The 19700-nt window shown below is 72.4% G+C and carries 21 protein-coding genes; 16 read left to right on the forward strand and 5 right to left on the reverse strand.

Annotated elements, in window-relative coordinates; genetic code table 11:
* The first annotated feature begins 69 nt into the window (after positions 1–69).
* From ACIQUT_RS14440 to ACIQUT_RS14475, 8 genes are all read left to right on the forward strand, one after another.
* Positions 70–1179, forward strand: a complete 1110-nt coding sequence (locus ACIQUT_RS14440) for a quinone-dependent dihydroorotate dehydrogenase (protein WP_403563171.1) — start codon at positions 70–72, stop codon at positions 1177–1179.
* The gene (pyrF, locus tag ACIQUT_RS14445) at positions 1176–2063 is read left to right on the forward strand and encodes an orotidine-5'-phosphate decarboxylase (RefSeq protein ID WP_403562924.1); all 888 of its coding nucleotides are present in this window, start codon (positions 1176–1178) and stop codon (positions 2061–2063) included. Before ACIQUT_RS14440 ends, pyrF begins: the two co-directional genes overlap by 4 nt.
* Positions 2064–2344: 281 nt before the next feature.
* Entirely contained in the window at positions 2345–2668 is a 324-nt protein-coding gene (locus ACIQUT_RS14450) for an integration host factor (RefSeq protein WP_008740406.1), read from the forward strand.
* Positions 2669–2729: 61 nt separating this feature from the next.
* The gene (gene gmk / locus ACIQUT_RS14455; protein ID WP_385684177.1) at positions 2730–3293 is read left to right on the forward strand and encodes a guanylate kinase; all 564 of its coding nucleotides are present in this window, start codon (positions 2730–2732) and stop codon (positions 3291–3293) included.
* An 82-nt stretch (positions 3294–3375) separates the two neighbouring features.
* Positions 3376–3648 carry a DNA-directed RNA polymerase subunit omega gene (rpoZ, locus tag ACIQUT_RS14460; RefSeq protein WP_114056739.1) on the forward strand — a complete coding sequence of 91 codons (273 nt, stop codon included), beginning with the start codon at positions 3376–3378 and terminating at the stop codon, positions 3646–3648.
* Between the two features lie 117 nt (positions 3649–3765).
* Positions 3766–4971 (forward strand): bifunctional phosphopantothenoylcysteine decarboxylase/phosphopantothenate--cysteine ligase CoaBC, encoded by a 1206-nt coding sequence (gene coaBC, locus ACIQUT_RS14465; protein WP_403562927.1) that lies wholly within the window; start codon positions 3766–3768, stop codon positions 4969–4971.
* A 195-nt stretch (positions 4972–5166) separates the two neighbouring features.
* Complete coding sequence (metK, locus tag ACIQUT_RS14470; protein WP_403562929.1) at positions 5167–6375, forward strand: methionine adenosyltransferase; 1209 nt, start codon at positions 5167–5169, stop codon at positions 6373–6375.
* A 357-nt stretch (positions 6376–6732) separates the two neighbouring features.
* The gene (locus ACIQUT_RS14475; RefSeq protein ID WP_403562931.1) at positions 6733–8865 is read left to right on the forward strand and encodes a primosomal protein N'; all 2133 of its coding nucleotides are present in this window, start codon (positions 6733–6735) and stop codon (positions 8863–8865) included.
* 111 nt (positions 8866–8976) lie between these two features.
* On the opposite strand, the gene ACIQUT_RS14480 is transcribed toward ACIQUT_RS14475, so the two are convergent.
* The gene (locus tag ACIQUT_RS14480) at positions 8977–9516 is read right to left on the reverse strand and encodes a hypothetical protein (protein ID WP_403562933.1); all 540 of its coding nucleotides are present in this window, start codon (positions 9514–9516) and stop codon (positions 8977–8979) included.
* A 409-nt stretch (positions 9517–9925) separates the two neighbouring features.
* Here ACIQUT_RS14480 and fmt point away from each other — a divergent pair, with 409 nt between their 5' ends.
* From fmt to ACIQUT_RS14500, 4 genes are all read left to right on the forward strand, one after another.
* Positions 9926–10861 (forward strand): methionyl-tRNA formyltransferase, encoded by a 936-nt coding sequence (gene fmt, locus ACIQUT_RS14485; protein WP_403562935.1) that lies wholly within the window; start codon positions 9926–9928, stop codon positions 10859–10861.
* 55 nt (positions 10862–10916) lie between these two features.
* The gene (locus ACIQUT_RS14490; RefSeq protein ID WP_403562937.1) at positions 10917–12377 is read left to right on the forward strand and encodes an RsmB/NOP family class I SAM-dependent RNA methyltransferase; all 1461 of its coding nucleotides are present in this window, start codon (positions 10917–10919) and stop codon (positions 12375–12377) included.
* Positions 12378–12759: 382 nt separating this feature from the next.
* Positions 12760–13014, forward strand: coding sequence for a hypothetical protein (locus ACIQUT_RS14495; RefSeq protein WP_403562939.1), 255 nt, complete (start codon positions 12760–12762; stop codon positions 13012–13014).
* 23 nt (positions 13015–13037) lie between these two features.
* Positions 13038–13493: a hypothetical protein gene (locus ACIQUT_RS14500; protein WP_403562941.1), complete on the forward strand. Its 456-nt coding sequence runs from the start codon at positions 13038–13040 to the stop codon at positions 13491–13493.
* Between the two features lie 83 nt (positions 13494–13576).
* On the opposite strand, the gene ACIQUT_RS14505 is transcribed toward ACIQUT_RS14500, so the two are convergent.
* Positions 13577–14767, reverse strand: coding sequence for an MFS transporter (locus ACIQUT_RS14505; RefSeq protein WP_403562943.1), 1191 nt, complete (start codon positions 14765–14767; stop codon positions 13577–13579).
* A gap of 433 nt (positions 14768–15200) precedes the next feature.
* Between ACIQUT_RS14505 and rpe the strand changes: the two genes are divergently transcribed.
* The 4 genes from rpe (at position 15201) to ACIQUT_RS14525 (ending at position 18047) form a co-directional block, all read left to right on the forward strand.
* On the forward strand, positions 15201–15887 hold the full coding sequence (gene rpe / locus ACIQUT_RS14510; protein WP_403562945.1) for a ribulose-phosphate 3-epimerase: 687 nt from the start codon (positions 15201–15203) through the stop codon (positions 15885–15887).
* Positions 15888–16046: 159 nt separating this feature from the next.
* Complete coding sequence (locus ACIQUT_RS14515) at positions 16047–17093, forward strand: sugar-binding transcriptional regulator (RefSeq protein ID WP_403562947.1); 1047 nt, start codon at positions 16047–16049, stop codon at positions 17091–17093.
* A gap of 64 nt (positions 17094–17157) precedes the next feature.
* A complete protein-coding gene (locus ACIQUT_RS14520) occupies positions 17158–17643 on the forward strand; it encodes a ribonuclease domain-containing protein (RefSeq protein WP_403562949.1) in 486 nt (161 codons plus the stop codon).
* The gene (locus tag ACIQUT_RS14525) at positions 17640–18047 is read left to right on the forward strand and encodes a barstar family protein (RefSeq protein WP_403562951.1); all 408 of its coding nucleotides are present in this window, start codon (positions 17640–17642) and stop codon (positions 18045–18047) included. Before ACIQUT_RS14520 ends, ACIQUT_RS14525 begins: the two co-directional genes overlap by 4 nt.
* Before the next feature lie 130 nt (positions 18048–18177).
* Here ACIQUT_RS14525 and ACIQUT_RS14530 read toward each other — a convergent pair whose 3' ends face one another.
* The 3 genes from ACIQUT_RS14530 to ACIQUT_RS14540 form a co-directional block, all read right to left on the reverse strand.
* Complete coding sequence (locus tag ACIQUT_RS14530) at positions 18178–18663, reverse strand: group II truncated hemoglobin (RefSeq protein WP_403562953.1); 486 nt, start codon at positions 18661–18663, stop codon at positions 18178–18180.
* Positions 18660–18995, reverse strand: coding sequence for a putative quinol monooxygenase (locus ACIQUT_RS14535; protein ID WP_403562955.1), 336 nt, complete (start codon positions 18993–18995; stop codon positions 18660–18662). The genes ACIQUT_RS14530 and ACIQUT_RS14535 overlap by 4 nt, the downstream gene beginning before the upstream one ends.
* A gap of 125 nt (positions 18996–19120) precedes the next feature.
* Positions 19121–19648, reverse strand: a complete 528-nt coding sequence (locus ACIQUT_RS14540) for a hypothetical protein (RefSeq protein WP_403562957.1) — start codon at positions 19646–19648, stop codon at positions 19121–19123.
* Positions 19649–19700 lie beyond the last annotated feature (52 nt).

Below are 19700 nucleotides of genomic sequence, written 5' to 3' on the forward strand. Positions count from 1 at the left end.
GGGGGACACCACGAGCACGAGGCACGCGGTGTCCCCCTCGTCATGAGCGCACAGAGGGATCTTCGAGAGATGTACAAGCTGTTCTTCAACCTGGTCTTCAAGCGGATGGACCCCGAGGAGGCCCACTACCTGGCCTTCCGCTGGATCCGCCTCGCCGCCCGCACCCCGGTCCTGCGCACCTTCGCCGCGGCCGCGCTCGCGCCCCGCCACAAGGAGCTGCGCACCGAGGCCCTCGGCCTGCGCATGCACGGCCCCTTCGGCCTCGCCGCGGGCTTCGACAAGAACGCCGTGGCCATCGACGGCATGTCCATGCTCGGCTTCGACCACGTCGAGATCGGCACGGTCACCGCTCAGGCCCAGCCCGGCAACCCCAAGAAGCGGCTGTTCCGGCTCGTGCCGGACCGCGCGCTGATCAACCGGATGGGCTTCAACAACGAGGGCTCGGCGGCCGTGGCAGCCCGCCTGGAGGCCCGTCGGCCGGTCTTCCGGACCGTCGTGGGCGTCAACATCGGCAAGACCAAGATCGTGCCCGAGGAGGAGGCCGTCGCGGACTACGTCACCTCCACCGAGCGCCTGGCCCGGCACGCCGACTACCTCGTCGTCAACGTCTCCTCGCCGAACACCCCGGGCCTGCGCAACCTCCAGGCCACCGAGTCCCTGCGCCCCCTCCTGACGGCCGTCCGCGAGGCCGCGGACCGCACCGTCACCGACCGCCGCGTCCCCCTCCTGGTGAAGATCGCACCCGACCTCGCCGACGAGGACGTGGACGCGGTCGCCGACCTGGCCCTGGAGCTCGGCCTGGACGGCATCATCGCCACCAACACCACCATCGCCCGCGAGGGCCTGGGCCTGAAGTCCGACCCCGCCCTGGTCAAGGAGACCGGCGGCCTGTCCGGCGCCCCCGTCAAGCAGCGCTCCCTGGAGGTCCTGCGCCGCCTGTACGCCCGTGTGGGCGACCGCCTGGTCCTCGTGGGCGTCGGGGGCATCGAGAACGCCGACGACGCCTGGCAGCGGATCCTGGCGGGCGCCACGCTCATCCAGGGGTACAGCGCGTTCATCTACGAGGGCCCGTTCTACGCCCGCGCCATCCACAAGGGCCTGGCCGCCCGCCTGGCCGCCAGCCCGTACGCCACCCTCGCCGAGGCCGTCGGCGCCGAAACCCGAAAGGCCGCCTCGTGACCTCCCACCCGTCGCCCGACCACCACTCCTCACCGACGCCCTCCGGGCGGCTCCTGCCGTTCGGTACCCGCCTGCGCTCCGCCATGGACGAGCGCGGCCCGCTCTGCGTCGGCATCGACCCGCACGCCTCCCTGCTGTCCGCCTGGGGGCTGGACGACGACATCGCCGGCCTGGAGCGGTTCTCCCGCACCGTCGTCGAGGCGCTCGCCGACACGGTGGCCGTGTTCAAGCCGCAGGCGGCCTTCTTCGAGCGCTTCGGCTCGCGCGGCGTGGCGGTCCTGGAGCAGACCGTCGCCGACGCCCGGGCGGCCGGCACGCTCGTGGTCATGGACGCCAAGCGGGGCGACATCGGCTCCACCATGGCCGCGTACGCCGAGACCTTCCTGCACAAGGACTCGCCGCTGTTCTCCGACGCCCTGACCGTCTCCCCGTACCTCGGCTACGGCTCGCTGGCCCCCGCCGTCGAGCTGGCCCGCGAGTCCGGCGCCGGCCTGTTCGTCCTCGCCCTGACCTCGAACCCCGAGGGCGCCGAGGTCCAGCGGGCGGTCCGCGAGGACGGCCGCACCATCGGCGCGACCATGCTCGCCCACCTGGCCGAGGAGAACGCGGGCGCCACCCCCATGGGGTCCTTCGGCGCGGTCGTCGGCGCGACCCTGGGCGACCTGTCCTCCTTCGACCTGGACATCAACGGCCCGCTGCTCGCCCCCGGCATCGGAGCGCAGGGCGCCGAGGCGGCCGACCTGCCGCGGGTCTTCGGCACGGCAGTGCGCAACGTCGTCCCGAACGTGTCGCGCGGGGTCCTGCGGCACGGTCCGGACGCCGGCGCGCTGCGCGACTCGGCGGCCCGGTTCGCCGACGAGATCCGGGAGGCCGTCGCCGCCTGACCGCGCGGACCGGGGTGCTCGTCGTACGGTCTGACGAAAATCGAACGTCTTTCACCGGACAAAACCGGGGTGGTTTGTCCGTGATGTACGGTTCAGTGGAGGCTGACCAGGACTTTTCGTCCGTTCTCGCTGACTGGAGCGGTTGTGGCCGCTAGTCTCCGACCAGAGTGAACGAGCAGCGAACGAGTTCCACCGCTGTTCGGGCACTCGCCTGGTGTGGCGCCTTCGGGTTCCCCACCGGTCCGTATATCCGACAGTTCGACATCCGAGGTGACGTAGGCGTGGCTCTTCCGCCCCTTACCCCTGAACAGCGCGCAGCCGCGCTCGAAAAGGCCGCCGCGGCTCGCCGGGAGCGGGCCGAGGTGAAGAATCGACTCAAGCACTCCGGCGCCTCGCTCCAAGAGGTCATCAAGACGGGCCAGGAGAACGACGTCATCGGCAAGATGAAGGTCTCCGCCCTGCTGGAGTCCCTGCCTGGCGTGGGCAAGGTCCGCGCCAAGCAGATCATGGAGCGCCTCGGCATCTCCGAGTCCCGGCGTGTCCGAGGTCTCGGCTCCAACCAGATCGCCTCCCTGGAGCGTGAGTTCGGCACCCCTGCCGGCTGACGTGTTGCCCGGAGTTCGTCCGGCGTTCTCAGGCAGTCCCGAGAACCTGGATAATCGCTCTATGGCAGCAGAGGTTCGTCCGCGGCTGACCGTGCTCTCCGGCCCTTCGGGTGTCGGCAAGAGCACGGTCGTCGCGCATATGCGCAAGGTTCACCCCGAGGTGTGGCTCTCGGTGTCGGCCACCACCCGCAAGCCGCGGCCCGGTGAGCGACACGGAGTCCACTACTTCTTCGTCAACGACGACGAGTTCGACAAGCTGATCGCCAACGGCGAGCTGCTGGAGTGGGCCGAATTCGCGGGCAACCGCTACGGCACACCGCGCGGCGCGGTGACCGAGCGCCTGGAGAACGGCGAGCCCGTCCTCCTGGAGATCGACCTCCAGGGCGCCCGCCTGGTGCGGGAGTCCATGCCCGAGGCCCAGCTGGTCTTCCTGGCCCCGCCGAGCTGGGAGGAACTGGTCCGCCGGCTCACCGGCCGGGGCACCGAGTCCGCCGAGGTCATCGAGCGCCGGCTGGAGACCGCCAAGGTCGAGCTCGCCGCCGAGTCCGAGTTCGACACCACCCTGGTCAACACCTCCGTCGAGGACGTGGCGCGCGAGCTGCTAGCCTTGATGGACGTTGTGTGATCGCTGGCCGGTGCTCCATCCGCTCCGGATGACCCGATCGGCCAACGTCTGATCTTTCACCCGTATCTTCGGAAGGTAGAGCGTGTCCTCTTCCATCACTGCGCCCGAGGGCATCATCAACCCGCCGATCGACGAGCTGCTCGAGGCCACGGACTCGAAGTACAGCCTCGTGATCTACGCGGCCAAGCGCGCGCGTCAGATCAACGCGTACTACTCGCAGCTCGGTGAGGGCCTGCTCGAGTACGTCGGCCCGCTCGTGGACACCCACGTCCACGAGAAGCCGCTTTCGATCGCGCTGCGCGAGATCAACGCGGGTCTGCTGACCTCCGAGGCCATCGAGGCCCCGGTCCAGTAAGGCACCGAGAATTCCTTGCACCACAGGCCCGGCAGCACATCTGCCGGGCCTGTGGTGTGTCATAGGTACGTAGCGGTCACGGGTGCGTGGCAACGGTCAGCCGAAGGGGCGTGTGTGGTGGGTAAGCCGAAGGTCGTGCTCGGAGTGAGCGGCGGGATCGCCGCCTACAAGGCGTGCGAGCTGCTGCGCCGGCTGACCGAGTCCGGCCACGACGTATGGGTGGTCCCCACCGCGTCGGCCCTCAACTTCGTCGGCGAGGCCACCTGGGCCGCCCTCTCCGGGAACCCGGCCGGCACCGAGGTCTGGGAGAGCGTCCACGAGGTGCCGCACGTACGCATCGGCCAGACCGCCGACCTCGTCGTCGTCGCCCCCGCCACCGCGGACATGCTGGCCAAGGCCGCCCACGGACTGGCCGACGACCTCCTCACGAACACCCTGCTCACGGCCCGCTGCCCGGTGGTCTTCGCCCCCGCCATGCACACCGAGATGTGGGAGCACCCCGCCACCCAGGAGAACGTGGCCACGCTGCGCCGCCGCGGGGCCGTCGTGATCGAGCCCGCGGTCGGCCGGCTCACCGGCAAGGACACCGGCAAGGGCCGGCTGCCCGATCCCGAGGAGATCTTCGAGGTCTGCGTCCGGGTCCTGGCCCGCGGGGCGGCGGCCGAGCCCGACCTGGCCGGGCGCCACGTGGTGATCAGCGCCGGCGGCACCCGCGAGCCCCTCGACCCGGTCCGCTTCCTCGGCAACCGCTCCTCCGGCAAGCAGGGCTACGCGCTGGCCCGCACCGCCGTGGCGCGCGGCGCCCGGGTGACCCTCGTCGCCGCCAACACCGCGCTCGCCGACCCTGCCGGGGCGGACGTCGTCCGCGTCGGCACGGCCGTACAGCTGCGGGAGGCCGTGCTCAAGGCGGCCGCCGACGCCGACGCCGTGGTGATGGCCGCGGCCGTGGCCGATTTCCGGCCCGCCGCATACGCCTCCGGCAAGATCAAGAAGAAGGACGGGCAGGACCCCGCCCCCGTCGCCCTCGTCCGCAACCCCGACGTCCTCGCCGAGATCTCGGCCGACCGGGCCCGGAAGGGGCAGGTCATCGTCGGTTTCGCGGCGGAAACTGACGAAGTCCTGGCGAACGGGCGCGCCAAACTCCTCCGCAAGAAGTGTGATCTTCTCGTCGTGAACGAGGTCGGCGAGACGAAGACCTTTGGATCGGAGGAGAACGAAGCGGTGATTCTTTCCTCCGATGGTCAGGAGATCGCCGTCCCCTACGGTCCCAAGGAGGCCTTGGCGGACGCCGTTTGGGACCAAGTCGCGCCCCGACTCACCTGACGGCTGGCTCTTCTCGAAGCCGATTCCATGAGCCAGAATGGAGTGCCGCAGGTCACACGCCTCCCAGAAGGCGAGACGGGTGGTCCGGCGAACGGTGGCGACCGATAAACTGCATTCGGAACGTGACCGGGCGCAGCCCCCGGTAAGGTTTCGCCAAATGATCAGCCAGCAGCCGCTGCAACCCCAGGGAGCGATGTGTCCCGCCGCCTGTTTACCTCGGAGTCCGTGACCGAGGGCCACCCCGACAAGATCGCTGACCAGATCAGCGACACGATCCTCGACGCACTCCTCACCGAGGACCCGACCTCGCGTGTGGCCGTGGAGACGCTCATCACCACCGGTCTCGTCCACATCGCCGGCGAGGTGACGACGAAGGCGTACGCGCCGATCGCGCAGCTCGTCCGCGACAAGATCCTCGAGATCGGCTACGACTCCTCGAAGAAGGGCTTCGACGGCGCCTCCTGCGGCGTGTCGGTGTCCATCGGCGCGCAGTCCCCGGACATCGCGCAGGGCGTCGACACCGCGTACGAGCAGCGCGTCGAGGGCGACGAGGACGAGCTCGACAAGCAGGGCGCCGGCGACCAGGGCCTGATGTTCGGCTACGCGTGCGACGAGACGCCCGAGCTGATGCCGCTCCCGATCCACCTCGCGCACCGGCTCTCCCGCCGCCTGTCCGAGGTCCGCAAGAACGGGACCATCCCGTACCTGCGTCCCGACGGCAAGACCCAGGTCACCATCGAGTACGACGGCGACAAGGCCGTCCGCCTCGACACGGTCGTGGTCTCCTCGCAGCACGCCTCCGACATCGACCTGGAGTCGCTGCTCGCGCCCGACATCCGCGAGTTCGTCGTCGAGCACGTGCTCAAGGAGCTCGTCGAGGACGGCATCAAGCTGGACACCGACGGCTACCGCCTGCTGGTCAACCCGACCGGCCGCTTCGAGATCGGCGGCCCGATGGGCGACGCCGGCCTGACCGGCCGCAAGATCATCATCGACACGTACGGCGGCATGGCCCGCCACGGCGGCGGCGCCTTCTCCGGCAAGGACCCGTCGAAGGTCGACCGCTCCGCCGCGTACGCGATGCGCTGGGTCGCCAAGAACGTGGTCGCCGCCGGCCTCGCCTCGCGCTGCGAGGTGCAGGTCGCGTACGCCATCGGCAAGGCCGAGCCCGTCGGCCTCTTCGTCGAGACCTTCGGCACCGCCAAGGTCGACGTGGCCAAGATCGAGGACGCCATCGGCGAGGTCTTCGACCTCCGCCCGGCCGCGATCATCCGCGACCTCGACCTGCTCCGCCCGATCTACGCCCAGACCGCCGCCTACGGCCACTTCGGCCGCGAGCTGCCGGACTTCACCTGGGAGCGCACGGACCGCGTCGACGCCCTGCGCGCCGCCGCCGGCCTGTAGGACGGGTCCGCAGGACCCCCGCGAGGACGGTCCCCAGGACCCCCGCGCACCCGAGCGCGCTGCGTACGGCCCCGGCCCCTGTGGTCCGGGGCCGTACGCGTTCCCCGTCCCGGGCCGTACGCCTTCCGCGGGGCGTGCACATGCCCCTCCCGGGCCGTGCACGTGCCTCGGAAAGTGCGGTGACCTGCGACGCTGTCGGCCGGTAGGCCGGCGCACGCCTCCCGGTGCGCAGTCGACGGATACATCCGGAGCGGGTGACGTGCCCCGCAGTGAAGGAAGCCCACTGCCGCCGGCCAAGACCTCGGGAGGCTGCCCGGACCCCGTCCGCTGTCGGTGCGGTTTGGTAAGAATGCGGGTGTGAGCAGCGAGAACGATCCCGGCCAGGGGGGCGGGGGCAAGGGTCCCGGCAGCCCGCCGGAGCAGCTCGCGCTCATGCGCGAGATGGTCGCCGAGGCGAAGTCCAAGGCGCCCAAGGCCAAACCGCGCACCTGGCGGGGCGCGGCCCTCGCCCACGACCTGCCGATCGCCCGGGTCCTCGTCAACAAGGGCGTGCTCCACCTCGACCAGCTCTGGGACTACGCCGTCCCCGAGGAGCTCTCCGAGGCCGCGCAGCCCGGCGTCCGCGTCCGCGTCCGCTTCGGCGCCGGCTCCCACCACGTCCACGGCGGGCGCCGCGAGGGCGGCCGGCTGATCGACGGGTTCATCGTCGAGCGGCGCGCCGAGTCCGACTACAGCGGGGCCCTGGCCGCCCTGGCCCACGTCGTCTCGCCCGAGGTCGTGCTCACCCCGGGCATGCTCGCCCTCGCCCGCGCCATCGCCGACCGGTACGCCGGCAGCCTCGCCGACGTCCTCCAGCTGGCCCTGCCCCCGCGCAACGCCCGCGCCGAGTCCAAGCCCTCCCCGGAGCCGCTGCCCCCGCCCCCCGCCCCCGAGCCCGGCGGCTGGGCCCGCTACGGCGCCGGCCCCGGCTTCCTGCGGTCCCTCGCCGGAGGCGGTATCCCGCGCGCCGTCTGGACGGCCCTGCCCGGCCCCGGCTGGGCCGACGAGCTGGCCCGGGCCATGGCGGCCACCCTCGCCTCCGGCCGCGGTGCGCTCGCCGTACTGCCCGACGGCCGCACCGCCGCCCGTGTCGACGCCGCGCTCACCGCCCTCCTCGGCGAGGGGCGGCACGCCCTGCTCACCGCCGAGTCCGGCCCCGAGAAGCGCTACCGGGAATGGCTCGCCGTCCACCGCGGCTCCGTACGGGTCGTCGTCGGCACCCGGGCCGCGATGTTCGCCCCCGTAAGGGACCTCGGACTCGTCGCCGTCTGGGACGACGGCGACTCCAGCCACAGCGACGACCGCGCTCCCTTCCCGCACGTCCGCGAGGTGCTGGAGCTGCGCGCCGTCAGCGAGGGCTGCGGGTTCCTCGCCGGCAGCACCGGCTGCACCGTCGAAGCCGCCCAGCTCGTCGAATCCGGCTGGGCCCGGCCCCTGACCGCCGACCGCGAGACCGTCCGGGCCTGCGCCCCCCGCATCCGCACCGTCGGCGACGAACTCCTCGCCCGGGACGAGGCCGCCCGCGCCGCCCGCCTGCCCTCCCTGGCCTGGGAGACCGTACGGGACGGGCTGAAGACCGGCCCCGTCCTCGTCCAGGTGCCGCGCCGCGGCTACGCGCCCCGGCTCGCCTGCGAGCGCTGCCGCACCCCCGCCCGCTGCCGGGCGTGCGCGGGCCCGCTGGAGGCCCCCGACGCGCGGGACCTCACCTGTGGCTGGTGCGGGCGGCCCGAACCGTCCTGGCACTGCGAGGAATGCGGCTCGTTCCGGCTGCGCGCCCAGGTCGTCGGCGCCCGGCGGACCGCCGAGGAGCTGGGGCGCGCCTTCCCCGCCGTACCCGTACGGACCTCCGGGCGCGACCACATCCTCGACGAGGTGCCCGACCGGCCCGCGCTGATCGTGTCCACCCCGGGCGCCGAGCCCGTCGCGGCCGGCGCCGGATACGCGGCCGCGCTGCTCCTCGACGGCTGGGCGATGCTGACCCGCCCCGACCTGCGGGCCGGCGAGGAAGCCCTGCGGCGGTGGATCGCCGCCGCCTCGCTGGTGCGCGGCGAAGGGCAGGTCGTGGTGGTCGCCGAGCCGACGCTGCGGCCGGTCCAGGCACTGGTGCGCTGGGACCCGGTGGGCCACGCCGTGCGGGAGCTCGCTGAGCGGGCCCAGCTCGGCTTCCCGCCGGTGTCCCGGATGGCCGCCGTCGTCGGGCGGGGCGAGGCCGTGGAGTCATTCCTCGCGGGAGCCGCCCTGCCGCCGGACGCGGAGGTGCTGGGCCCGGTACCGCTGCCGGGGCGGCGCGGGGAGCCGTCCCCGGGGGAGCGGGCGCTGGTCCGGGTGCCCCCGGGCAGCGGTGCGGCGCTGGCGGCCGCGCTCAAGGCGGCCCAGGCGGCCCGCATGGCGCGGGGGGTCCCGGCGGCGGAGGCGGTGCGGGTCCGGATCGACCCGGTGGACATCGGCTGACGGCCGAACGCCCCCGCGCGGCCGGTGAGAAATCCGGCCGTCGGGGGCGTTGCGGTCACGGCGTCAGGGCGCCGGCCGGCGGGGGTCGGCGTCCCGGCGGCGGGCGCGTGGTCAGCCGTTGCGGGGGCCGGGCAGGGCCGCCGAGCGGGATCCGGCCCCGGCCCCGGCCCCGGCCCCTGCCTGGGACTCCTCGCGCATCGGCTGCGGCGGCACCGAGCGGGCCGCAGGGACCGTGGGGAGCGGCCCGAGGGTCCGCGTCGTGGTGCCCTCGGCCAGCGGCTCGGCCGCCGTCTCGGCGGCCTGCGCCCGCCGGGCCCCGTACCGCCGGTGCACGGCCTGCTTGGTGACGCCGAGCGCCGAGCCGACCGCGTCCCACGAGAAGCCGAGGGAGCGGTCGAAGTCCACCGCCGCGGTGACCAGCGTCTCGACGCTGTCCCGCAGCTCCTGCGCGAGCCGGACGGTGGGGGCGGGCGCGCGCCCGTAGACGACGAAACCCGTGGAGGGACCGGAGCGGCGGGGGCGGTAGACGTTGCCCAGCTGAGCCGTGAGCGTGCGCAGCGCATCCACCTGCCGCCGGACCCGCTCGATGTCCCGCACCAACAGGTGAAGACTGGCCCGCGCTTGGGCGTCGTGGGTGGCGTGGTCGGCCATGAAGAAGCCTCTCGAACCGGTGCTGAAGAGCGGACAGGGCCGCAGTCATCGATGTTGCGCGGCCCGGTTTCGGTCAATCTCTCTTGACCAACGCGCCACCCGTGGAGGAAGTCACGCTTCGGGGGCGTGTCGGCATATGCGAGACGCGCGCGGGTGTACGTACGCCCCCTGAGCGGCCCGGCCGGCCCGAGCGGCCTGGGGCTTGAGCGGCGTGCGAGGCCTGATGGGCGTGAGAGGTGTGAGCGGTATGAGCGGTGTGATGGGTCTGAGCGGTGCGATGGGTCTGACGGGATTGATGGGCTCGATGTGCTTGATCGCGGCCCGCGCGGCTTCCCTTCGGGGCGGGCCCATAGACTGGTGTGCTGCTGACAGCCGAGATCGCGAGCGAGAATAGCGAGGTAGACCCCCAGTGAAGCTCGTCTTCGCAGGCACCCCCGAGGTCGCCGTACCCGCCCTGGACGCCCTGATCGCCTCCGGGCGCCACGATGTCGCGGCCGTCGTCACCCGGCCCGACGCCCCGGCCGGCCGCGGCCGCCGGCTCGTCGCCAGCCCGGTGGCCGAGCGCGCCATGGAGGCCGGGATCGAGGTCCTCAAGCCGGAGCGGCCGCGCGACCCCGAGTTCCAGGCCCGGCTCCGCGAGATCGCCCCGGACTGCTGCCCGGTCGTCGCCTACGGCGCGATCATCCCCAAGAGCGCCCTCGAAATCCCCCGCCACGGCTGGGTCAACCTGCACTTCTCGCTGCTCCCGGCCTGGCGCGGGGCCGCGCCCGTCCAGCACTCCATCATGGCGGGGGACCAGGTCACCGGGGCGTCCACGTTCCGGATCGAGGAAGGCCTCGACACCGGGCCGGTCTACGGGGTCCTGACCGAGGAGATCCGGTCCACCGACACCAGCGGCGACCTGCTGACCCGTCTCGCCTTCGCCGGCGCCGGCCTGCTCGCCGCCACCATGGACGGCATCGAGGACGGCGCCCTGCGGGCCGTGGAGCAGCCCGCCGACGGCGTCTCCATCGCGCCCAAGATCACCGTCGAGGACGCCCACGTCGACTGGACGGCCCCCGCGATGCGCGCCGACCGCGTGGTCCGCGGTTGCACCCCCGCGCCCGGTGCGTGGACGGTGTTCCGCGGCGAGCGACTCAAGATCATTTCGCTGGGGCTGGTGCCGGACCGCACGGACCTGGCCCCCGGCGCGCTGGCCCCGGCCAAGAACAACGTCTACGTCGGCACCGGCTCGCACGCCGTGGAACTGCTCTGGGTGCAGCCCCAGGGCAAGAAGCCCATGCGGGGCGCCGACTGGGCGCGCGGGGTCCGCATCGCCCCGGGCGAGCACCTCGCAACGGCGTAACCTGAACCCGGACGCCCCTTTCATCCCGTATATCCATATCCGGAGCACCTTTCACGTGAGCGAACAGCCCCGCCGTCGTCCCGCCGCCCCCGGCGGCAAGCAGCCCAAGCCGTACCGCCGGCCCAAGAAGGACCCGGTCCGGATCCTGGCCTTCGAGGCGCTGCGGGCGGTGGACGAACGCGACGCGTACGCCAACCTCGTCCTGCCGCCCCTGCTGCGCAAGGCCCGCCAGGACGAGAACTTCGACGCCCGGGACGCCGCGCTGGCCACCGAACTCGTGTACGGGACGCTGCGCCGCCAGGGCACGTACGACGCGATCATCGGCGCCTGCATCGACCGTCCGCTGCGCGAGGTCGACCCGCCGGTGCTCGACGTCCTCTCGCTCGGCGCGCACCAGCTCCTCGGCACCCGCATCCCGTCCCACGCGGCGGTCTCGGCGAGCGTCGAACTGGCCCGCGTGGTGCTGGGCGACGGGCGCGCCAAGTTCGTGAACGCCGTCCTGCGCAAGATCGCCGCGCATGATATGGACGCCTGGCTGGAGCGGGTGGCCCCGCCGTACGAGGACGACGCCGAGGAACACCTCGCCGTGTACCACTCCCACCCCCGGTGGGTGGTCAGCGCCCTGTGGGACGCCCTCGGCGGCGGGCGCGCCGGCATCGAGGACCTGCTGGAGGCCGACAACGAGCGCCCCGAGGTCACCCTCGTGGCCCGGCCCGGCCGCTCCACCCCCGAGGAACTGACCGCCGCCGTCGGCGAGGGCGCGGCCCTCCCCGGCCGCTGGTCGCCATACGCCGTCCGGATGGCCGAGGGCGGCGAGCCCGGCGCCCTGGAGGCGGTGCGCGAGGGGCGCGCCGGCGTCCAGGACGAAGGCAGCCAGCTGGTCGCCATGGCCCTGGCTGCCGTCCCCGTCGAGGGCCGCGACGCACGCTGGCTCGACGGCTGCGCCGGACCGGGCGGCAAGGCCGCCCTGCTCGGCGCGCTCGCCGCACAGCGCGGAGCCTTCCTGCTCGCCTCCGAGAAGCAGCCGCACCGCGCGGGGCTGGTCGAGCGGGCACTGGCCGGCAACCCCGGCCCGTACCAGGTCATCGCCGCCGACGGCACCCGCCCGGCCTGGCTGCCCGGCTCCTTCGACCGCGTCCTCATGGACGTCCCCTGCTCCGGCCTCGGCGCCCTGCGTCGCCGCCCGGAGGCGCGCTGGCGCCGCCGGCCGCAGGACATCGAGGGCTTCGCCCCGCTTCAGCGGGCACTCCTGCGGGAGGCGCTGGCCGCGGTGCGGGTGGGCGGCGTCGTCGGATACGCGACGTGCTCGCCGCACCTGGCGGAGACGCGGGTGGTCGTGGACGACGTCCTGAAGGGCCGCGGCGCGGCCGCCCAGCCCGTCTCGGCGGAACTGATCGACGCCCGCCCTTACCTCCCGGGCGTCCCCGCTCTCGGCGACGGCCCGGACGTCCAGCTGTGGCCGCACCTCCACGGCACGGACGCGATGTACCTGGCGCTGCTGCGCCGAACGGCGTAGCAAGGCTCCACTCCGACCCCACTCACGCCGGTCCTGTGCGGGTTCCGGTCCAAGCGACGTGCATGTGTCGCCGACTTCGCGACGGCAGCTATCGCCGGGTGTCGCACGTGGGCAGCCAGGCGCGTCTTCCGGATTGTCGTGAATTCGTAACAACGCGCGGATTGCGGATGGTTGGGAGGGGTGGGCGGAGGGGGATCCGTAGGCTTTTGCCGTTCATGCGCACCGAAGTTGAGACGAAGTCAGGCGTCGGTGTGCAGGTTCCGGCGAGCCTGGTGCCCGTGTCGCGGGCCTCTGCTGTGTATCGGGGCATGTCTGAGCGGGTGATCGGTCGAGGTCGGGTCGCCGCTGGGAAGACGTTTTGCCGGACGGCCGCACACTGGCTGTGGAGGTCAAGCACTATCTTGAGTGGCGGACGATCACGCTCAAGGACGGTTCCACGCGCACCGTGAAGGGGGAAGTCCCGCTCAGCGACGGGATCAAGCAACAGATCAACAAGGATCTGGCGCTGCGCCGCGCGGATCCGAAATTCGATCCCCGCTGGGTCTTCCTGCACGCGCCCCCGTCGCAGGCCCTGAGGAACTATCTCACCCAGGCTCGCGTCATCTTCGTCGAGTACGGGCCCGCCCCCAAGAAGTAGAAGGCCAACGGAAGGCTCAAGGCGTGACCAAGGCAAGTGAACCGGATCTCCAGGGATGGATCGAGGAGGGCCACCGGAACATCGTTGACGTCGCCGACATGCTCGGGGTATCGCCCGAGATCTACACCCGCGACCCGATGAGTCTCATTCCCGCCCTCCAGGCCTATGTTTCAAGTGCTCCGCTGAACGAATTCGAGCAGTCGGACTGGATCACGCTGCACAGCGATCTGATGTCCTACGTCGCCGATTACCTGATTCAGAAGCACGGAGCGCAGTGGAAGGTGGCGGACGACCCCAGCGCGCCCCGCGGATACCGCTATGTGATCGAGGCGACGGGGCGGGACGGCGTCACCCGCCGAATCGACCCTGCCGATGTGGTGAGGACGGAATTCTCCAACCTCCCGATCGAGATTCCCCGGATGCTGGCCAGTGCGGAACTCACTCTGCGTTTGGCGGCGCAGCTCGACGACGGCGAATGACGCAGCGGTGACCGGTTCCGCCGAGCCGCTCGTTCTCCATTCGACGACGGGCTGCTCGGCGGGCAGCGAGATCAGGGAATCCCTCAGGTCCCCTCCGCCCGCCTCCGTACCGGCGAGAAGAGCAGGGGAAGCCAGGCCAGGGCCAGGAGGGTGGCGCCGGTCCAGAGGGTGGTGTGGAGGGTGGTGAGCTCGGTGAGGAGTCCCGAGGCGGCGGAGCCCAGGGCCAGGGCGCCCGTCAGCATGAAGCGGAAGGTGGCGTTCATGCGGCCCAGGAGGGCGTCCGGGGTCAGCTGCTGACGCAGGCTGACCGCGAGGACGTTGTTCGAGCCGATCGTCATCATGGCCAGCAGCCACCCGGCGCCCGCCACGCCGAGCCACGGTCCGCGGTCGGCCAGGGGAACCAGCAGGGCGGCCGGGGTGAGGCTCAGGAGCAGGGCACGCCCGTAGCCCACGCGGGCGGCGACGGGGCGCGCGAGGCGCGCGCCCAGCAGCAGCCCGATGCCGCCGGCCGCCCAGAACAGGCCCAGGGCCGTGGGGGAGAGCCCGAGCTCGCGGACGAAGAGCACCGGCAGCATCGTGTTGATGGCGGCGCCACCCAGGTTGGAGAGGGTGGCGCTCAGTACGAGCGCACGGAGTTCCGGGTGCCCCAGGACATGGCCGAGCCCTTCGCGGATCTGGGCCGGGAGCGGTGTGCGGGGGGCCGGGGCGGGGGACGGGACCGCGCCCAGGCGGGTCAGGCGGAAGACCGACGCCAGGTAGGCGGCCGCGGAGCAGGCCAGGGCGACGGGGGCGGTGAGGGCGGCGACGAGGACGCCGCCGACCCCGCGGCCGGCGATGTTGGCGACGGCCATGAGGGTGACCAGGGCGGCGTTGGCCCGGACCAGGCCGTCGCGGCGGATCAGCCGGGGCAGCAGGCTCTGCGAGCCGACGTCGGCGAAGACGGTGGCGCAGCCGTGGGCGAGGGTGACGGCGTAGAGGTGGGTGAGGGTGAGGGCGTCGAGCCACCAGGCGACGGGGAGCGAGGCGAGGAGCCCGGCCCGTGTGAGGTCCGCGGCGATGAGGAGGCGGCGGGTACGGAGCCGGTCGACCCAGGCGCCGGCGGGGAGGCCGATCAGGAGGAACGCCGCCGTGGACAGCGCGGCGAGCATGCCGACCTGGGCGGGGGTGGCGTCGAGTGCGGCGAGCGCGAGGAGGGGGATGGCGACGTGGTTGGTGTTGGCGGCGAACTGTCCGAGGGCGGCGGAGCCGAAGAGACGGCGGAAGCTCCGGTTCACCCACGGCGACCCCGCGTCCGGCCGTGAGCCCGCGTCCGGTCGTGAGCCCGAGCCCGACCGTGGGCCCGAGCCCGTCCCCGACCCCGACCCCGAACCCGCCCCTGACTCCGACCCCGCGTCCGGCCCCCAGCCCGACCTTGACCCCGCCCCCGAGCCCGTTGCGGGCTCTGGCGGGGCGGTTGGGCTTTGTGGGGTCGTGGGGCTTAAATCCTTCGGGTCGACCTGCGGGCCAGGGGGAGGCGTGTCAGTCGGCGTCGACGGCGGCGGCGTGTGTCGGTGCCGGGGGAGTGGGGGTGTCATGTACTGAACCGTGGTGGATGCCCATGTCGAAGGACAAGTTAATTGATCTCCGAATGCCGTTAAGCAGTGCTACGTCGATGCCGAGATGCGGGGTCGTGGCCAGAACCGCGCGGAGGCATGGCAGGCTTGGGGCATGGCCGCTCAGATTTCTCCCAGCATCCTGTCCGCCGACTTCGCTCGCCTCGCCGATGAGGTGAAGGCCGTCGAGGGGGCCGACTGGCTGCACGTCGACGTCATGGACAACCATTTCGTCCCGAACCTCACCCTCGGTCTGCCCGTCGTGGAGTCCCTGAGCCGGGCCACCGACACGCCGCTCGATCTGCACCTGATGATCGAGAACCCGGACCGCTGGGCCCCGCAGTACGTCGAGGCCGGCGCCCGCTCCATTACTTTCCACGCCGAGGCGGCCGCCGCGCCCGTGCGCCTCGCGCGCGAGATCCGGGCCCAGGGCGCCCGGGCGGCCATGGCGCTCAAGCCGGCCACGCCGATCGAGCAGTACGAGGACATCCTCCCGGAGCTCGACATGGTGCTGATCATGACGGTCGAGCCGGGCTTCGGCGGCCAGGCGTTCCTGGACATCATGCTCCCCAAGATCCGCCGGACCCGGGAGCTGATCGCGAAGCACGGCCTGGACATGTGGCTCCAGGTCGACGGGGGGGTCTCGGCCACGACGATCGAGCGGTGCGCGGAGGCGGGCGCCGACGTGTTCGTGGCGGGCAGCGCGGTCTACGGAGCGGTCGACCCGGCGTCCGCCGTCCGTACGCTGCGCGAACAGGCGGACGTCGCGATCGCCGCGGCACCCTGGGTGTGCGACCACTGACGCCGCCCCGGCCCGCCCACCCGAGCCCCTGGGGCCACTGAGGTCGCTGGGGCGGCGGGGACAACAAAATCAAGGGTTGGTGGACGGCTTGGTGAACGGGAGCCGTCCAGGCTGATCAACGGCCGCCGAATCTGACAGGATGAACGGCGAGTCGAGAGTGTGAACAGCAGTGAGGAGATCGCGGTGTCTGGTGTGTCGGCGGGACGTTCAGCCCTGCGGATGGGACCCGCGGAGCTGGTGCAGGCGGCGGCCATGGCCCGCCGCTTCTACCTGGAGGGCAAGTCCAAGATCCAGATCGCCGAGGAGTTCGGCGTGAGCCGCTTCAAGGTGGCCCGGGTCCTGGAGACCGCCCTCGAACGCGACCTCGTCCGCATCGAGATCCGGGTGCCGGCCGAGCTCGACGCGGAGCGCTCCGACGCGCTGCGCGCCCGCTACGGGCTGCGCCATGCGGTCGTCGTGGAGTCCCCGGCCGACACGGCCGACGACGCCCCCGACCCGGAGAACCTCGGTGCCGTCGCGGCCGATCTGCTCGGCGAGCTCGTCAGCGAGGGCGACGTCCTCGGCCTGGCGTGGGGCCGGTCGACCATCCACATGGCCGCCTCCCTGCACCGGCTCCCGCAGTGCACCGTCGTGCAGCTCACCGGCGTGTACGACGCGGGCACGGCCGAGCGCGGGTCCGTGGAGGCCGTGCGCCGTGCCGCCCAGGTGTCGGGCGGCGACGCGCACCCCATCTACGCCCCGATGCTGCTGCCCGACCCGGCGACCGCGGCCGCGCTGCGCAACCAGACGGGGATCGCGCGGGCCTTCGAGTACTTCGACAAGGTGACGGTCGCGGCGGTGTCCATCGGCTCCTGGGAGCCGGGCATCTCCACCGTCCACGACATGCTCACGGACGAGGAGCGGGCGCACTACGCCTCGCTCGGCGTCGCCGCCGAGATGTCCGCGCACCTCTTCGACAAGGACGGCCGCCGGGTCGGGCGCGACCTCGGCGAGCGGTGCATCACCGTCGAGGCGGACCGGCTGCGCCGGATCCCCGAGGTCGTGGCCATCGCGGGCGGGCTGCGCAAGGCCGCCGCGATCGGCGCGGTGCTGCGTTCCGGCCTGGTGACCAGCCTGGTCACGGACACGGCGGTCGCGGACTACCTGCTGACGGAGTCGGCCCCCGGCCTGCGGCCGGCGCTGGACCGGGCCGACCCGGACGAGTGAGTCCCGGCTGAGTCCCCGCGCCCGTGACGCCCGGGGCGAGCGGCCCTTTTGACACGATCGGGGCATGATCTTCCGGACTCTGCCCCGATCGCCTCGATCGCCCCGATCACTGCTGTTCTCGCGTCCGCGCCTCCTCGGACGTCTGCTCGGCGCCCTCTTCCTGTGCGTCGCGCTCGTCGGGGGCGCCGCCGGGTGCGGCGGGGCCGGCGGCGGTCCGTCCGCCGCCGATACGCGTGGCGGTACGCGGGCGGGCGCGCCCGCCTGGGCCGCGGGCATGGCGACCGTACGGGCCGAGGCACTGCCCCGGGAGGCGCGGGACGTGCTCGCGCTGATCGACAAGGGCGGTCCGTACCCGTACCGGCAGGACGGGGCCGTGTTCGGGAACTTCGAGAAGCTCCTGCCGCGGCAGAAGCGCGGCTACTACCACGAGTACACCGTGAAGACGCCGGGGGAGCGGGACCGCGGGCCGCGCCGGATCGTGACCGGGCAGGGCGGCGAGTTCTACTACACGGACGACCACTACGACTCGTTCAAGGCGGTTCTCCGATGACCATGGACCCGCACCGGCACCCGCACCCGCACCCGCACTCGCATCCGCATCCGCTCGACCCGGCCCTGGCGGCCGCCGAGGCGGCGGGCTGGGCGGTCGTACGGCTCGACCTGGACGGCGTACGGACGAAGGCGCGGCTGATGGACGCCTGCGCGGAGGCGTTCGCGCTGCCGGAGTGGTTCGGGCGGAACTGGGACGCGCTGGCGGACTGCCTGAGGGACCTGTCCTGGCTGCCGGAGGCCACGGGGCGGCTGGTGGCGGTGACGGGGTGGCGCGAGCTGGGGGAGGAGCGGCCGGGGGACTGGGCGGTCCTGCAGGAGGTGTTGGAGGAGGCCAGCGCCCATTGGCGGGAGGCGGAGGGCGGGCCGCCCCTGGAGGTGGTCGTGGCCGCCGCCCGGGCATAGTCCCCTGTACTTCCTGCCCTTTCCCGTCCCGTCCGGTTCTTTCCCGCCCCGCCTCCCGAACGCCGTCGGGGCCGGCGGTGGCCGGCCCCGACGGGAGAGCAGTGGGTTCTGGGTTCTCTGGGTTCCGGGTTCAGGACTTCGGGATCCACGGAGGGGTCTGGCCCCAGGACCAGACCGGGATCTTGGCCGCGTCCACCGGGGGCGGGTTGGGCCCCGAGTAGATCAGGGCCATGCGCGTGCCCCACTCGATGTAGTAGGCGAACACCGCGCGGAACTCCGGGTCCGTCGGGAGGCCGACCTCGTCGGCCGTGTCCATCAGCAGGTCCACCCAGCGGCGGCGCTGCCGCTCGGTGATGCCGCGGCCCAGGTGTTTGGTGGCCATGTGCCGGTGGCCGCCGTGGTGGGCCGTGTAGTCGGCCGGGCCGCCGAAGACCTCCGACAGCCAGACCGCGACGTGCCGGGGGTGCTCCGCGTCCATGCCCGCGAAGACGGGGGCCAGGATCTCGTCCTGCAGGGCGTGGCCGTAGAAGGCATCCGTGAGGCGGTTCATCGCCTCCTCCCCGCCCATCCACTCGTGGATGGTGGGGGTGGTGCCGGATGTGGGGGTGGTGCTCATGACTGGGTTGAGGCCTTTCCGGGGCCGGCCACGTCGGTGACGCGGTAGTGCTGCATCTCCTCGATGGCCTTCACGTACGGTCGGATCGCGTTGAAGAACGCCGGGAAGTGCTCGCCCTTGCGGAACCCGTTCAGGTGGGCGTCGACCGAGGTCCAGCGGATGCGGAGGATGTAGCGCTCGCGGTCGTTCTCCTCCTCGCAGCGGGAGAGTTCGTAGTCGATGCACTCGGGTGAGGCGGCCAGGGACTCCGCCGCCTGCCGGTAGGAGTCCTCGAAGGCCTGCTGGTCGTCCAATGCGATCCGGTAGCGGATGTATTCGACGGTGGTGGTCATGCTGCCTGCCTCTCCCTTGTCGGGCTCCGGCGTCTGGCGTCCGGCGTCGAACGCCGGACGCCGGACGCCGCGCGTCGGTCGCGGCCAAGCCTTGCGCGATCATGCCGCGACGTGGGGCTCTTTCGTCATTCCGACCCAGACTTCTGGGAGTCGGAGTCGGAGTCGGAGTCGGCGTCACGCTTCCGGTCCGGTCCCGTCTCGCGGACCTCCCGGACCTTGGCCAGGGAGTCGCGGAGCTCGGTCAGCCACTCGTCCGTGTTGCGGCCGACGAGGCGGACGCACCAGGCGAGGGCGTCGGCCCGGCTGCGGGCCACTCCGCCCTCGACCAGGGTGTCGAGGACCCGGCGCTCCGGCTGGCGCAGGCGCGTCATCACCGGGACGGCCAGGTGGGTGAAGAGGATGCGGTCGTCCCCCGACTCGACGGCCCAGGCGACCTTGCGGCGGTAGAGATCCTCCGCCTCGCGGGCCACCTCCATGCGCTGTTGGCGCGTGCGCTCGCGGAACGCCTTGACCGACTCGTTGGCCGGGAGGGTGCCGACGACCGTGATCTCCTCGCGGTCGACCGCCACCTCGACCAGGGACTCGTAGACGTCCACCGGAAGGCGGTCCGCGAACCAGGTGCGCAGCTGCTCGCTCTGCTCGGATGTAATCATGTAATCGACGTTGCATCCGATGCACGCTTGATCGCAAGGGGTTCGCGGCCGC

Origin of the sequence: Streptomyces sp. NPDC090445 (genome assembly GCF_044769385.1) — a bacterium.
In the GTDB taxonomy this organism is placed as follows: Bacteria; Actinomycetota; Actinomycetes; order Streptomycetales; family Streptomycetaceae; genus Streptomyces.